At 40.0% G+C, this 15097-nt stretch carries 14 protein-coding genes; 13 read left to right on the top strand and 1 reads right to left on the bottom strand.

Annotation, left to right across the window (positions count from 1 at the left end):
- The first annotated feature begins 10 nt into the window (after nucleotides 1-10).
- From MMB68_RS03445 to MMB68_RS03400, 10 genes are all read left to right on the top strand, one after another.
- Nucleotides 11-1273, top strand: a complete 1263-nt coding sequence (locus MMB68_RS03445) for a dihydrolipoamide acetyltransferase family protein (RefSeq protein WP_277548218.1) — start codon at nucleotides 11-13, stop codon at nucleotides 1271-1273.
- A 259-nt stretch (nucleotides 1274-1532) separates the two neighbouring features.
- Nucleotides 1533-3569, top strand: a complete 2037-nt coding sequence (locus MMB68_RS03440; protein WP_277548216.1) for an acyl-CoA mutase large subunit family protein — start codon at nucleotides 1533-1535, stop codon at nucleotides 3567-3569.
- Nucleotides 3562-5712 (top strand): methylmalonyl-CoA mutase, encoded by a 2151-nt coding sequence (gene scpA / locus MMB68_RS03435; protein ID WP_277548213.1) that lies wholly within the window; start codon nucleotides 3562-3564, stop codon nucleotides 5710-5712. The genes MMB68_RS03440 and scpA overlap by 8 nt, the downstream gene beginning before the upstream one ends.
- A gap of 16 nt (nucleotides 5713-5728) precedes the next feature.
- Nucleotides 5729-6724, top strand: coding sequence for a methylmalonyl Co-A mutase-associated GTPase MeaB (gene meaB, locus MMB68_RS03430; RefSeq protein ID WP_277548367.1), 996 nt, complete (start codon nucleotides 5729-5731; stop codon nucleotides 6722-6724).
- A 193-nt stretch (nucleotides 6725-6917) separates the two neighbouring features.
- Nucleotides 6918-7355, top strand: a complete 438-nt coding sequence (locus tag MMB68_RS03425) for a BrxA/BrxB family bacilliredoxin (protein WP_013059116.1) — start codon at nucleotides 6918-6920, stop codon at nucleotides 7353-7355.
- 281 nt (nucleotides 7356-7636) lie between these two features.
- Nucleotides 7637-8440 carry a transporter substrate-binding domain-containing protein gene (locus MMB68_RS03420; RefSeq protein WP_026106695.1) on the top strand — a complete coding sequence of 268 codons (804 nt, stop codon included), beginning with the start codon at nucleotides 7637-7639 and terminating at the stop codon, nucleotides 8438-8440.
- Nucleotides 8441-8471: 31 nt separating this feature from the next.
- Entirely contained in the window at nucleotides 8472-9131 is a 660-nt protein-coding gene (locus tag MMB68_RS03415; RefSeq protein ID WP_013059114.1) for an amino acid ABC transporter permease, read from the top strand.
- Entirely contained in the window at nucleotides 9124-9846 is a 723-nt protein-coding gene (locus tag MMB68_RS03410; RefSeq protein WP_221784552.1) for an amino acid ABC transporter ATP-binding protein, read from the top strand. The genes MMB68_RS03415 and MMB68_RS03410 overlap by 8 nt, the downstream gene beginning before the upstream one ends.
- A 159-nt stretch (nucleotides 9847-10005) precedes the next feature.
- Nucleotides 10006-10956, top strand: a complete 951-nt coding sequence (locus tag MMB68_RS03405; RefSeq protein ID WP_057243197.1) for an aromatic acid exporter family protein — start codon at nucleotides 10006-10008, stop codon at nucleotides 10954-10956.
- Nucleotides 10957-11054: 98 nt separating this feature from the next.
- Complete coding sequence (locus MMB68_RS03400; RefSeq protein ID WP_028410676.1) at nucleotides 11055-11579, top strand: L,D-transpeptidase; 525 nt, start codon at nucleotides 11055-11057, stop codon at nucleotides 11577-11579.
- 75 nt (nucleotides 11580-11654) lie between these two features.
- Here the strand turns inward: MMB68_RS03400 and prli42 are convergent, their stop codons facing one another.
- Nucleotides 11655-11750, bottom strand: coding sequence for a stressosome-associated protein Prli42 (prli42, locus tag MMB68_RS03395; protein ID WP_149917156.1), 96 nt, complete (start codon nucleotides 11748-11750; stop codon nucleotides 11655-11657).
- 148 nt (nucleotides 11751-11898) lie between these two features.
- Here prli42 and mce point away from each other — a divergent pair, with 148 nt between their 5' ends.
- From mce to MMB68_RS03380, 3 genes are read left to right on the top strand one after another with little or no spacing between them, the layout of a single operon-like run.
- The gene (gene mce, locus MMB68_RS03390) at nucleotides 11899-12324 is read left to right on the top strand and encodes a methylmalonyl-CoA epimerase (RefSeq protein WP_028410677.1); all 426 of its coding nucleotides are present in this window, start codon (nucleotides 11899-11901) and stop codon (nucleotides 12322-12324) included.
- Nucleotides 12317-13867: an acyl-CoA carboxylase subunit beta gene (locus MMB68_RS03385; RefSeq protein WP_043976280.1), complete on the top strand. Its 1551-nt coding sequence runs from the start codon at nucleotides 12317-12319 to the stop codon at nucleotides 13865-13867. Before mce ends, MMB68_RS03385 begins: the two co-directional genes overlap by 8 nt.
- 25 nt (nucleotides 13868-13892) lie before the next feature.
- A complete protein-coding gene (locus MMB68_RS03380; protein ID WP_013084962.1) occupies nucleotides 13893-15011 on the top strand; it encodes a tripeptidase T in 1119 nt (372 codons plus the stop codon).
- Nucleotides 15012-15097 lie beyond the last annotated feature (86 nt).

Genomic DNA, 15097 nt, shown 5'->3' with positions numbered 1-15097 from the left:
GTTGTATCAATTGGCTATTGAAAAAATTACGATGCCGCAGCTCGGTGAAAGTGTAACAGAGGGTACAATTAGCAAATGGCTCGTTTCTGTTGGAGATCACGTAAATAAGTACGACCCGTTAGCTGAAGTCATGACGGATAAAGTAAATGCTGAAGTGCCTTCTTCTTTTAGCGGAACAATTAAAGAGTTAATTGCAGGTGAAGATGATACTTTGCCTGTAGGAGAAGTGATTTGTTTAATTGAAGTAGAAGGAACTGTACCTCAAAAAGAACAGAAAACGTCTGATAAGACTGTAGAAGAATCAGCGCCAAAAACAGCTGACAGTCAATCCAATAAAAGCCGATACTCTCCAGCTGTTATGCGTCTGTCACAAGAGCATAATATTAATTTAGATACCGTGACAGGAACAGGAGCAGGCGGCCGCATTACGAGAAAAGATATTTTAGCTGTTATCGAAAAAGGCGGAGCTGCTGAAGTGAAAGAAACACCTGCATCAACAGTTCAGCCAGCAGCACCTGTAGCAGCTGCTGCTCCAAAAACGCAGCAGCCCGCGGCGCCGGTTGTGTCTGCTGCAGGAGATCAAGAAATACCTGTTACAGGCGTGCGCAAAGCTATTGCAGCAAATATGCTTCGCAGCAAGCATGAAATTCCGCATGCATGGACAATGGTTGAAGTTGATGTAACGAATTTAGTTTCTTATCGTGATTCATTAAAGGCGGAGTTTAAGCAAAAAGAAGGTTTTAACTTAACGTATTTTGCGTTCTTCGTAAAAGCAGTGGCTCAGGCTTTAAAAGAATTCCCTCAAATGAATTCAATGTGGGCAGGGGACCGTATTGTCCAGAAAAAAGATATTAATGTATCCATTGCTGTTGCAACAGACGATGCTTTATTTGTGCCGGTTATTAAACAAGCCGATGAAAAGACAATCAAAGGCATTGCGCGTGAAATTACCGAACTCGCGCAAAAAGTTCGTACTGGTTCATTGAAGTCTGAAGACATGCAGGGCGGAACGTTTACTGTTAACAACACAGGCTCATTTGGTTCCGTGCAATCAATGGGGATTATTAATTACCCGCAAGCGGCTATTTTACAAGTAGAATCTATTGTAAAACGTCCAGTTATTATTGATAACATGATTGCCGTTCGAGATATGGTTAACTTATGTTTATCACTTGATCACCGCGTGTTAGACGGCTTGGTGTGCGGCAGATTCTTGGCAAGAGTTAAAGAGATTTTAGAATCTACTTCTAAAGAGAATACGTCCGTCTATTAAAAAAGAGGCTGGCGCAAAACTATTTTAGCTGAAGGAAGATCCGAACGATGAATTGAGATTCTTGATAGAGAATCCCACTCGTTCGGATTTTTTATCGTGATGGTAAATGTAGGGTAATTATATCCCGGCCTCTTTTTATTTTGAAGCAATGATTGAACAATTTGTAAAAGATGTATTAAAATAAAAGAAGAATCATCAAACTTCAAAGTGTAATCATCTCGGTTTAGCAGGCAGCTATTAACTGTAAAGGGGCATGGAAATGAAAACAAATACATTATCATTTCATGAATTTACACGTACACCTAAAGAAGATTGGGAGCAGGAAGTTAGCAAAAATACCACGCTTAACTCAAAAGAAACGTTAGAAAACATCTTTTTGAAACCGCTTTATTTCGAAAGTGATACGGCACATTTAGACTACTTGCAGCAGAGTCCGGCGGAAATAGATTGTTTAAGAGGAGCCGGTAAAGAATCATACATATTAGGGGAATGGGAAATTACCCAAAAAATCAACTTACCTTCTATTAAAGAAAGCAATAAACTTCTTTTACACAGTTTGAGAAATGGACAAAATACGGCCGCTTTTACGTGCAGTGAAGCAATGAGGCAAGGAAAAGACGTTGATGAAGCAACTGAAGCTGAAGTAGCCTCAGGCGCTACAATTTCCACTTTAGAGGATGTTGCTCATTTGTTTCAGCATGTAGCTCTTGAAGCTGTGCCTTTATTTTTAAATACGGGATGTACATCTGTTCCACTTCTTTCGTTTCTAAAAGCATACTGTGCTGATCATAACTTTGATATGAGACAGCTAACAGGTACGCTTGGAATGGATCCGCTCGGCACCCTTTCTGAATATGGAAGAGTTCCACTTTCTACTCGAGATTTATACGATCATTTAGCTTACACGACGCGTTTGGCTCACAGTAATGTTCCAGAGCTCAAAACGATCATTGTATCAAGTATTCCTTACCATAACAGCGGTGCAAACGCTGTTCAAGAACTAGCTTATATGCTTGCTACAGGGGTGCAGTATATTGATGAGTGCATAAAACGCGGTTTGTCCTTACATCAAGTTTTACCTCACATGACCTTTTCTTTTTCAGTTAGCTCACATTTATTTATGGAAATATCAAAACTTCGTGCTTTTCGCATGCTTTGGGCAAATGTGGTTCGTGCTTTTGATGACACAGCCGTTTCAGTGCCGTTTATCCATACGGAAACGTCACATCTTACACAGTCTAAAGAAGACATGTATACAAATGCATTAAGAAGCACGGTTCAAGCATTTGCTTCTATTGTAGGAGGAGCGGATAGTCTGCATATTGAACCATATGATTCCGTCACATCCCCATCCTCTCAGTTTGCTCATCGCCTTGCCCGTAACACTCATTTAATTTTACAGCACGAAACACATATATCAAAAGTAATGGATCCTGCCGGAGGCTCTTGGTACGTTGAAGCTTACACACATGAATTAATGACAAAAGCTTGGGAGTTATTTGGCAACATTGAAGACCTCGGCGGAATGGAAGAAGCTTTAAAACAAGGGCGAATTCAAGATGAAGTTGAACAAATGAGAGTAAAAAGACAAGAGGATATAGAGTGCCGAATTGAGCGCTTGATCGGAGTCACACACTATGCTCCTAAGCAACAGGATGCATCTCAAGAGATAAAAAACACGCCGTTTAAAAAAGAAGAAATAAAAATGGATAAATACAGTGATCAGAACGCTTCGGAATTTTCATCAAATCTTTCGCTAGAGGACTATACAAAGCTAGCATCTAAAGGGGTAACAGCAGGGTGGATGCTAAAACAAATGGCGAAGCAGACACAGCCTGACAGTGTTGTGCCGCTCACTAAGTGGAGAGCAGCAGAGAAGTTTGAAAAAATACGGGTTTATACAAAGGGAATGAGCATTGGCATTATGGAGCTCACCGATCCTAGCAGCCGTAAAAAAGCTGAGATTGCCCGGTCTTTATTTGAAAGCGCAGGCTTTGCGTGTGAAACAATTAAAAACATAGATTCTTATGTGGAAATAGCAGATTGGATGAATGAACAAAAGCATGAAGCATATGTGATCTGTGGAAGTGATGAACTCGTGGAAAAGCTCTTAACAAAAGTGATGACTTATTTTGAGGAAGATTCGGTTTATGTGTACGTAGTGGGAGAAGAACATGTATCACGCAAAACGCAGTGGCAGCAAAAAGGTATAATGAGCGTCATACATCCTAAGACGAATGTTATTCAGTGCGTTAAGAAGTTATTATGTGCTTTGGAGGTAGAAGTTCATGTATAAAAAGCCTTCTTTTTCTAATATTCCATTATCATTTTCAAAGCAGCAAAGGGAAGATGACGTGACTCAAAGTTCCTTCACTGCTTTTCAAACAAATGAACAAATTGAATTAAAATCAGTATATACAAAAAAAGACAGAGATAACCTCGACTTTATTCACTTTGCACCTGGTGTCCCACCGTTTGTGAGAGGACCGTATGCAACGATGTATGTGAATCGGCCTTGGACTATTAGACAGTATGCAGGATACTCAACGGCGGAGGAAAGCAATGCCTTTTACCGCCGAAACCTAGCTGCTGGACAGAAAGGGCTGTCCGTTGCTTTTGACCTCGCTACCCACCGCGGCTATGACTCTGATCATCCAAGAGTTGTTGGAGATGTAGGGAAAGCAGGCGTGGCAATTGATTCAATGATTGATATGAAGCAGCTGTTTGAAGGGATTCCGCTTGATCAAATGTCCGTGTCGATGACGATGAACGGGGCGGTGCTTCCTATTTTAGCTTTCTACATCGTAACAGCTGAAGAACAAGGCGTAAAAAAAGAAAAGCTGGCTGGAACGATTCAAAACGATATTTTAAAAGAATATATGGTGCGCAATACGTATATTTATCCGCCCGAGATGTCAATGCGAATTATCGCGGATATCTTTAAATATACGGCAGAGTACATGCCGAAATTTAACAGTATTAGTATATCAGGCTATCATATGCAAGAAGCAGGTGCTCCAGCAGACTTAGAGCTTGCTTATACGCTTGCAGACGGACTTGAATATGTACGCACCGGCTTGGAAGCGGGAATTACAATTGACGCATTTGCTCCGAGACTATCCTTTTTCTGGGCAATTGGAATGAACTACTTTATGGAAGTAGCGAAAATGAGAGCAGGGAGGCTGCTGTGGGCAAAACTAATGAAGCAGTTTGAGCCGGATAATCCTAAATCACTCGCTCTTAGAACGCATTCTCAAACGTCCGGATGGAGCTTAACGGAGCAGGATCCATTTAATAATGTTATTAGAACATGCGTCGAAGCTCTGGCTGCAGTGTCAGGACATACGCAGTCGCTTCATACAAACGCACTGGATGAAGCGATTGCTCTTCCGACTGATTTTTCAGCTAGAATTGCTCGAAATACGCAGCTTTATTTACAAAGCGAAACGGAGATTTGTTCCGTTATTGATCCTTGGGGAGGCTCTTATTATGTGGAATCATTAACGAATGAATTAATGATAAAAGCGTGGAAGCACCTTGAAGAAATAGAGAAGCTAGGCGGAATGACAAAAGCAATAGAAGCAGGCGTACCTAAAATGAAGATAGAAGAAGCTGCTGCCCGTAGACAAGCAAGAATAGACTCAGAGGCAGAAATTATTGTAGGTGTTAACCAGTTCCAGCCAGAGCAAGAAGAACCGCTTGATATTCTGGATATTGATAACACAGCAGTTCGAATGAAACAGCTGGAAAAGTTAAAGAAAATACGCAGTGAACGTAACGAACAAGCGGTAATCGAAGCGCTTAATCGACTGACTACTTGTGCCAAAACAGGTGAAGGGAATCTCCTTGCTTTTGCGGTTGAAGCTGCTCGAGCTCGAGCTACACTAGGTGAAATTTCAGAAGCTATTGAGAAAGTGGCTGGAAGACATCAGGCTACTTCTAAGTCAGTCAGCGGGGTATACAGTGCGGAGTTTGTGCATCGAGATCAAATCGAAGAAGTTCGAAAGCTCACGGCTGAATTTTTAGAGGAAGAAGGAAGACGCCCAAGAATTTTAGTCGCGAAAATGGGGCAAGACGGTCATGACAGAGGATCGAAAGTTATTTCAACAGCCTTTGCTGACCTTGGATTTGATGTGGATATTGGTCCTTTATTTCAAACGCCTGAAGAGACAGCAAGGCAAGCTGTAGAAAACGACGTACATGTGATTGGCATAAGCTCTTTGGCAGCCGGGCATAAAACGTTGCTGCCGCAGCTTGTTGAGGAGTTAAAGAAATTAGAGCGCGACGATATCGTTGTTATTGTCGGAGGCGTTATTCCTAAGCAAGACTACTCATTTCTTTTAGAACACGGCGCTTCTGCAATCTTTGGACCTGGAACAGTAATCCCAAAAGCGGCCGTTTCCGTCTTACATGAAATAAAGAAACGGTTAGAAGAATAGTTGGTGAAGACAATTGGTGAAATTAAAAACGGTACAAGATTATAAACAAGGGCTGCTTGAAGGGAAAAGAACAGCGTTAGCTCAAGCCATTACTTTAATTGAAAGTAAAGCGCCGAAGCATAAAGTAATAGCACAACAGCTGATTAAAGAAATCTATCCTCATACAGGGCATTCAGTGCGCATTGGTTTTACAGGCGTACCCGGAGCAGGAAAAAGTACGCTGATTGACAAATTTGGGTCGTACCTCTGCAAAAATGGCCATTCCGTTGCAGTTTTGGCAGTCGATCCAAGCAGTACCTTGTCTGGAGGAAGTATTTTAGGAGATAAAACGAGAATGGAGCTTCTTGCCAAACAAGAGAACGCTTTTGTCCGTCCTTCACCTTCTCAAGGAACGCTTGGAGGTGTTCATCTTAAAACGAGAGAAGCCATTTTTCTTTGTGAAGCGGCTGGGTATAACATCATATTTGTCGAAACGATGGGCGTTGGACAAGGTGAAATGATTGTAAAAGAGATGGTAGACTTCTTTGTTCTGCTTGCTCTAACCGGAGCAGGAGATGATTTGCAAGGAATTAAAAAAGGGCTGCTTGAATGGGTTAATTTGATTTGTGTAAATAAAGCAGACGGGGATAACCGGCTAAAAGCAAAAGTGACTGCAAAAGAATATGAAAGCGTCATCGGTTTCCTTCACGGTCATTCTGGAGGATGGAACCCACAGGTCATCACAACTTCTGCTTATGAAGAAGCATCGTTTCAAGACTTGTGGAAGATAATTTGTGACTATAAGGAATGGATGAATAAAAAGGATCTGTTTTATACAGTAAGGCAAAAGCAAATGAAGGCATGGTTACAAGCAAGTGTTAATGAATATTTACAAGAATCATTTTATGAACATCCTTTAGTTAAGCAAACGTTAGGGGATGTTGAAAAACAAATGATGACAGGAGATGTCACAATGGCTGAAGCTCTCGAACACTTGATTAAAACCTACCAGCAGGCGATGAAGGAAATATAAAAAGGGATCCTGCATTTTATGCGGATCCTTCTACACTAGGGAGTTAGGAGTATGGTTTTCTAGCTGTAAAAATAGTATCACCATTTCTTTTCTTGTTTAATCTTGATTACCAAGAAAAAATGAGTCAAAGCAATCGCCTTTTTAGTTTTCGTTTGCTATGATAAAGAATAGATAGCAAAAGGGAGGTATGAAAATGAATATCGATTTTAACTTGTTTATGAACGACGTTGTTCGTCAAGCCCGCAAAGAAATTACAGCTGCTGGTTATACAGAATTAACGACGGCTGAAGCGGTAGATGAAACGTTTAAAAAGCCTGGTACAACGCTTGTAATGGTGAATTCAGTTTGCGGTTGTGCAGGAGGTATTGCAAGACCTGCTGCAGCGCACGCTGTACATTATGATAAACGTCCAACAAACTTGGTTACAGTATTTGCTGGGCAAGATAAAGAAGCAACTGCACGTGCACGCGAATACTTTGAAGGTTATCCGCCTTCGTCTCCATCTTTCGCTTTATTAAAAGACGGAAAAATTATCACAATGGTAGAGCGTCACGAAATTGAAGGCCACGAGCCAATGTCAGTTGTGATGAAGCTGCAAGAAGCATTCGAACAGCACTGTGAAGAAGTGTAAGAGAGAAGCCGTTTTGAACGGCTTCTTTTTTTATGCGTTTTTTTACCTATCTGTATGCAGGCTTTCTAGAGAGTGGAAAATGTTGAGAAAAGGTATTTTCAAATAGTGAAACTTATATTTAAAAAAGATATTGCATATTTATAATGTTGTGTTAAAATACATTTATATGAATATATATTTAAATTTCGACATTTACTTGCAATAGCAAAAAACTTATTTCATAATATTATTAATTTTTAAAAAATAATGTAAGGAATAAACTAGGGGGAACGAAGATGAAATTGAAGAAGTGGTTATCGGTAACGGCAATTGGTCTTTTAACAGCAGGCGTTTTAGCTGCATGCGGAGCAGGAGAAGGAACGTCTAATGGCGGAGCAAGCAGCGACGACAAAGATAAAAAAGTACTAGTAATGGGAACATCAGCAGATTACCCACCATTTGAATATATTGATACGGCAAAAGGTGATAGTGAAGCAATCGGATTTGACGTAGATTTAGCAAAAACAATCGGTAAAAAGTTAGGCTATGACGTACAGGTGAAGGATATGGAATTTGGCGGATTAATTCCAGCTTTACAATCTAATAAAGTCGATTTAGTTTTAGCGGGTATGACGCCAACTGAAAAGCGTAAAAAGAACGTGGACTTCTCAGACGTATATTATGAAGCAAAAAACATGATTGTATCGAAGAAAGATGCGCCAATTAAAAATGCAGAAGAACTAAAAGGAAAAACAGTCGGTGTACAAACTTCTTCTATCCAAGCAGACGAAGCAAAGGAAATTGCAAAAGAAGTTGACGGGGTAAATGTAACAACGCGTGACCGTATTCCAGAACTAATTCAAGAAATGAAATCAAATCGTATTGATGCAGCGATTATTGAAGATACAGTAGCTAAAGGGTATGTGAACAAAGACAAAAGCTTGCAAATGTCTGATACAGGACGTCCAGATTCAAGTAAAGGATCAGCAATCGCATTTCCTAAAGACAGCAAGCTAACGAATGACTTTAACCGTGAATTAAAGAAAATGAAAGAAAACGGTGAATTAGATAAATTAATCGTTAAGTGGTTTGACGACCAAAAATAAGAATGATAGTTAGAGAGGAATGGAACTAGGCATGAATTTGGATTTTTCGCAAATCGTGCCTTCTATGCCTTATATTTTAAAAGGGATAGGGGTAACGATACAGATAGTCCTAGCTTCAGCAATTTTAGGGTTTGTGCTGGGAGTTATTTTATCTTTATGTAAAATCAGCCGCAATAAACCTCTTCAATGGTTTGCGGATGCATATACGTCCGTGTTTCGCGGAACACCGCTTGTACTGCAATTATTATTAATATACTTTGGATTACCTCAGCTGCTCGGGTTTGATATTGCCCCGTTTCCAGCAGCCGTTGCTGCGTTCGGGCTAAACTCTGCAGCATATATATCTGAAATTATTCGCGCTGGTATTTTAGCTGTTGATAAAGGGCAGCGTGAAGCGGCATTAGCGTTAGGAATTCCTTATCGCCGCATGATGGGACAAATTATTTTGCCACAGGCACTTAAAAATATTTTACCTGCTTTAATGAATGAGTTCATTACATTAACAAAGGAATCAGCTATCGTTACAGTTATTGGAGCACTCGACATTATGCGCCGTGCTTACATTGTAGGGGGAGAAAAATTCGCCTACCTTGAACCGTTAATTTTTGCAGGGTTGATTTATTATGTAATGGTAATGGGCTTAACGCTCCTTGGTAAAGCAGTCGAGAGGAGAATGAGAAAAGGTGATTAACGTTGAAAATTTACACAAATCATTTGGTAAAAATGAAGTTTTAAAAGGTATTTCAACTACGATTAAAGAAAAAGAAGTCGTGGCTGTTATTGGCCCTTCTGGTTCTGGTAAATCTACTTTTTTACGCTGTATGAACCTGCTTGAAGAACCGACGGGCGGAGTAGTTTCAATTAACGGTCAAGTGATTACGGATAAAAAAACAAACATTATGCGTGTGCGTGAAAACGTAGGAATGGTATTTCAGCATTTTCACTTGTTTCCACATATGACAGTGCTTGAAAATTTGACGTATGCTCCGATGACGGTAAAAGGCGTGTCAAGAGAAACGGCTGTTTCTAAAGGTAAAGAATTACTCCAAAAAGTGGGACTTGCTCAAAAAGCCAACGAGTTTCCAAGTCGCTTATCGGGCGGTCAAAAGCAGCGTGTAGCTATTGCCAGAGCACTGGCAATGGAACCGAAAGTGATGCTGTTTGACGAACCAACCTCAGCATTGGATCCAGAGATGGTAAAAGAAGTGCTAGATGTAATGAAGTCGCTAACAGAAACAGGAATGACGATGGTCATTGTAACGCATGAAATGGGATTTGCACGAGAAGTAGCGGATCGTGTGCTGTTTTTAGACGGCGGTGTGCTTGTTGAAGATGCGCCTCCAGCTGAATTTTTCTCAGCGCCTAAAAGCAAGCGTGCTAAAGATTTCTTAGAAAAGATTTTATAATAAAAAAGTGCAGAAAGAGTACAATCTTTTCTGCACTTTTTTTATTGAAATTTATACGGTACAGCAAGATTTAAGGTTGTGTTATTTTTCTATTCGTGTTAATAAAGAATAGAGTATTTTATCACACTAAAAAGAAACCAACATGTAGGAGTCTAGAAAATGAAATTTAAAATTGGGTACCGGACAATTAAAACAGCGGTCGGTACATCACTGGCTATTATTATTGCTCAGTTCTTTCACCTCGAGTTTTTTGTATCAGCTGGAATTATCACCATTTTGTGTATTCAAAATTCAAAGAAAAAATCGTTGCGAAGTGCAAGCGATCGTTTTATTGCTTGTTCTTTATCCATTCTGTTTTCGTTTATATTCTTTGAAGGGATTGCTTATCATCCACTTGTTATAGGACTGATGCTGCTTTTGTTTATCCCGGTTACGGTTATATTCAAAGTTAATGCAGGCATTGTTACAAGCTCCGTTATTTTGCTTCATATTTACTCCAAAGGCAATATGACATGGGGAATCGTCTTTAATGAACTTGGCTTAATTGTAATTGGGATAGGTGTTGCCCTGCTTGTGAATTTATACATGCCAAGTTTAGATCAAGAGCTTCGCACGTATCAGCAAGAAATTGAAGAGAATTTCCGGTCGATGTTAAAAGAAATTGCCCTATATCTCAGAACCAATGACAGCAGTTGGGACGGTAAGGAAATTGCAGATACGGTAAAAATTTTAGAAAAAGCAAAAAGCCTTGCGTTTCGTGATGTAGAAAATCATTTTGTGCGTGGGGAAAACTATTATTACCGTTATTTTAAAATTCGTGAAAAACAGCTTGAAATTATTGAGCGAACGCTTCCTCTCATTACCGCTATTGATTTGGTGGTAGAACAGCGCTACATGATTGCCGATTTCATTGAAGAATTAAGTCTATCCATCCACCCCGGTAATACAGCAAAATTATTTTTAGCCAAACTTCAGCATTTACGAGAAGCGTTTGCAGAGATGCCGCTTCCTAAAACGCGGGAAGAGTTTGAAGCACGTGCGGATTTACTGCACGTAGTCAAAGAAATTGAACAATATTTGGTTATTAAACAAACCTTAAAAATAAGATAAACAGCATGCATGTTGTTTATCTTGCTTACGAACACTAAAAAAGACAAGAGATATCTCTCTTGTCTTTTACTTAGGACTAACGTAAGGTGGTGGATTACGTGCATGTGTTTGCTTTTATCCTTTTACTACTATCTCCGGTTTGGCCATTAGGAGAAAATCCGTTGCCAAATGATCCTTATATTATTATTAATAAACAAAGCAATGAGCTTGCTTATATTCAAAATAAAGAAATTAAACAAATTATTAAAGTAGCAACGGGGAAAACAGTTAACCTGACGCCCGAAGGGGAGTTCACGGTAACAGTAAAAGCTGTTAATCCTTATTATCGGAGAAGTAACATTGAAGGAGGCGCTCCTCAAAATCCTCTAGGTGTAAGATGGATTGGGTTTGATGCAAGAGAGACTGACGGACGTATTTATGGCATTCATGGTACAAATCAGCCGGGTTCCATCGGTAAATATGTATCGAATGGCTGCATTCGCGTAGAAAATCGGGAAGTAAGCCATTTATATGATCAAGTCCCGTTAGGTACAAAAGTGTGGATTGTATCTACAGATCAATCTTTTGAAGAGTTAGCCGCTCAAAAAGGCATTGTGAATATACAGCAAAAGACTGGTGACTAGTCACCAGTCTTTTTTATATGTTTGCACTGCACATAGAAACAGCAGTGCAGCTATGTTTTTAGTCATCAGTCCCGATTAAAACCACATGGCAAGTCCCGCTAAAAGCGTAGATATTAACATGACAAGAAGCATTAAAAACACAATGGTTTTTTGGATTTTCTTATTAGACATACAACCAAAGTCCTCCTACACGTTTTTTTCTTATTTTACATGTCTTCCGCTGCTTAGACAAGCAACTTTCTGTAGATACGCGAGCAGGAGATTTCTTTTGTTTTCAAGAATATGTGTAAATGAAAACGCTTTTTTAAGAGGTGAGAAAGTGATAAAAGGAATTGATCACATAGGAATAGCTGTAAAATCAATTGAAGGCAGCCTCCCGTTTTATGAAAAGGTATTAGGACTGTCTCTATTAAAAGTAGAAGAAGTAGAAGAACAAGGAGTAAAAGTTGCTTTTATTCAGTGCGGCAACGTAAAAATTGAATTATTAGAGCCGCTCTTTGAAGACAGTGCGGTCGGCGCGTTTATCAAAAAGAGAGGTGAAGGTCTTCATCATGTTGCTTTAGGTGTGCGCACGATTGAAGAACGGATTAACGAGTTAAAGGAAAAGGGTGTGCACATGATTGACGATGTTCCGCGAAAAGGCGCAGGGGAAGCATCCATTGCTTTTTTGCATCCAAAGTCAGCAAACGGTGTTCTTTATGAGCTCTGTGAAAAAACACTAGAGGAGGAGAAGAAACATGGTTGACATTTATGATAAATTAAATGAATTGTACGATAAGCGCCGAAAGATCGAGTTAGGCGGTGGAGACGAAAAAATTGAAAAACAGCACCATAAAGGAAAACTAACGGCGCGCGAACGAATTGAAATTCTTTTGGATGAACATACATTTGTCGAATTAAATCCGTTTATTGAACATCGGTGTGCAGATTTCAGTATGAATAATCAAGTAGGGCCAGGAGACGGGGTAGTAACAGGTTACGGCAAGGTAAACGGTCGCTCAGTCTACTTGTTTTCGCAAGATTTTACAGTATTCGGAGGTGCGTTAGGTGAAATGCATGCTAAAAAAATTGCGCACGTAATGGACTTAGCGGCTAAAACAGGCGTGCCGTTTATTGGCTTAAATGATTCAGGCGGAGCTCGTATTCAAGAGGGCGTCATGTCTCTTGATGGATACGGTCATATTTTTTATCGAAATGCCATTTATTCGGGTGTCATGCCTCAAATATCTGTTATTATGGGTCCTTGTGCAGGCGGAGCCGTGTACTCACCGGCGATTACGGACTTTGTTTTTATGGTAGAAGAAACAAGTCAAATGTTCATTACAGGACCAAAAGTAATTGAAACGGTAACGGGAGAAAGCATTTCCTCTGAAAATCTTGGAGGAGCAGCTGTTCATAACGAAATTAGCGGTAATGCCCATTTTAGAGGTGCAACAGAACAAGAGGTGCTAGAACAAGTACGAACGCTCTTAAGCTATCTTCCTCAGTCTAGCCAAGAGCAGCCTCCTTTAGCCTCAAAGGCAGAGTCTGATCATTATCGTCCGGATTTATTAGACGTTGTCCCGTTTGATGCCGTGCGCCCTTACGATGTGCGTCAAGTCATTCACCAAGTAGTGGACGAGCACTCATTTTTTGAAGTGCAAAAAGACTTTGCAAGAAATATTGTCATTGGTTTTGCTCGCATAGATGGAAAAGTTGTCGGACTTGTGTGTAACCAGCCTAAAGTAATGGCAGGCAGTTTAGATATTAACTCCTCAGATAAAGCAGCAAGGTTTATTCGATTTTGCGATTCATTTAATATCCCACTTATTACATTTGAAGATGTTACAGGTTTTTTCCCAGGTATCAAGCAGGAACATGGCGGAATTATACGTCATGGTGCTAAAATTTTATATGCATACTCCGAAGCTACCGTTCCGAAAATCACGGTGATTTTGCGAAAGGCGTACGGCGGTGCATACGTAGCTTTAAATAGTAAATCGATTGGAGCGGACCTTGTGTATTCGTGGCCGAATGCCGAAATCGCTGTTATGGGTCCTCAAGGTGCTGCAAATATTATCTTTGCAAACGACATTCGAGGTAGCGAAAACCCAGATGAAACAAGACACGAAAAAATTGAACAGTATCGCGAGAAATTTGCTAATCCTTACGTAGCGGCAAGCGCTGGAATGGTTGATGATGTTATTGATCCTAGGGAAACGCGAATAAAATTAATACAAGCGCTTGAAATGTTGCACAATAAAAAGGAAGAGCGTCCAGCAAAGAAACATGGTAACATACCATTGTAGGTTATTTTTGGAGGGATTACATATTATGATTAATGAACAACGAATCGTTGATTTATTTATTGAATTAGTACAAGTAGACTCAGAAACAAAGCATGAAGAAAAAATTGCTGTTGTACTAAAAGAAAAATTTACCGCATTAGGTGTCGAAGTAGTAGAAGATGATGCCAAAGAAAAAACGGGCCACGGAGCCAACAACTTAATCTGCACACTGCCAGCTACAAAAGAAGGCGTAGACACAATCTACTTTACTTCTCATATGGATACAGTCGTACCTGGAAACGGTATTAAACCATCTATTGAAGATGGCTATATTAAAAGTGACGGCACGACAATTCTTGGAGCGGATGATAAAGCAGGCTTAGCAGCAATGCTAGAAGCCATCACCGTATTAAAAGAAGAAAACATCGCGCACGGCAAAATTGAATTTATTATTACAGTAGGAGAAGAATCTGGCTTAGTGGGCGCTAAAGCTCTTGATTCTAGTCTCGTAACGGCAAAATTCGGCTACGCTTTAGATAGCGATGGCAAAGTGGGAGACATTATTGTTGCTGCGCCGACGCAAGCAAAAGTAAATGCAACAATTTATGGAAAAACAGCTCATGCAGGTGTAGCTCCTGAACGAGGCGTTTCTGCTATTACGATTGCTTCAAGAGCCATTTCTAAAATGCCGCTTGGGCGTATTGATGAAGAGACTACAGCGAATATTGGACGTTTTGAAGGTGGAACGCAAACGAATATCGTGTGTGACCGCGTCGATATTTTAGCAGAAGCTCGTTCATTAATTCCAGAAAAAATGGAAGCACAAGTAGCGAAAATGAAAGAAGCGTTTGAAACAGCTGCACAAGAAATGGGCGGACGTGCAGAAGTTGATATTAAAGTGATGTATCCAGGCTTTAAATTTGGCGATGGAGATCATGTTGTCGAAGTTGCTAAAAAAGCCGTGGCTAATATCGATCGTCCTTCACGCCTGCTTCAAAGCGGAGGCGGAAGCGATGCAAATGTAATCGCAGGCTTTGATATCCCAACAGTAAATTTAGCAGTTGGTTATGAAGACATTCATACGACAAATGAAAAAATTCCGGTAGAAGAACTGGTGAAGACATCTGAACTAGTAGTGTCGATTATTAAAGAAGTAGCAAAATAATAGTTGCAGCCTTGCTTTTATATAAAAGCAAGGCTTTTTACATAGTGAATAGTAAATAGTCTGAATTTTTTAACATAATGTATAAT

The organism is Priestia sp. Y58, from assembly GCF_029522095.1.
Lineage (GTDB): Bacteria > Bacillota > Bacilli > Bacillales > Bacillaceae_H > Priestia > Priestia megaterium_E.
The sequence above is the reverse complement of the archived record's forward strand: the minus strand, read 5'-3'. Positions and strand labels throughout refer to the sequence as shown.

Bases quoted from the DNA above. Each gene is read 5' to 3' on its own strand.
- MMB68_RS03440 (WP_277548216.1), top strand. From the start codon at position 1,533: ATGAAAACAAATACATTATCATTTCATGAATTTACACGTACACCTAAA.
- scpA (WP_277548213.1), top strand. From the start codon at position 3,562: ATGTATAAAAAGCCTTCTTTTTCTAATATTCCATTATCATTTTCAAAG.
- MMB68_RS03425 (WP_013059116.1), top strand. From the start codon at position 6,918: ATGAATATCGATTTTAACTTGTTTATGAACGACGTTGTTCGTCAAGCC.
- MMB68_RS03415 (WP_013059114.1), top strand. From the start codon at position 8,472: ATGAATTTGGATTTTTCGCAAATCGTGCCTTCTATGCCTTATATTTTA.
- MMB68_RS03405 (WP_057243197.1), top strand. From the start codon at position 10,006: ATGAAATTTAAAATTGGGTACCGGACAATTAAAACAGCGGTCGGTACA.
- prli42 (WP_149917156.1), bottom strand. From the start codon at position 11,750: ATGTCTAATAAGAAAATCCAAAAAACCATTGTGTTTTTAATGCTTCTT.
- MMB68_RS03385 (WP_043976280.1), top strand. From the start codon at position 12,317: ATGGTTGACATTTATGATAAATTAAATGAATTGTACGATAAGCGCCGA.
- MMB68_RS03380 (WP_013084962.1), top strand. From the start codon at position 13,893: ATGATTAATGAACAACGAATCGTTGATTTATTTATTGAATTAGTACAA.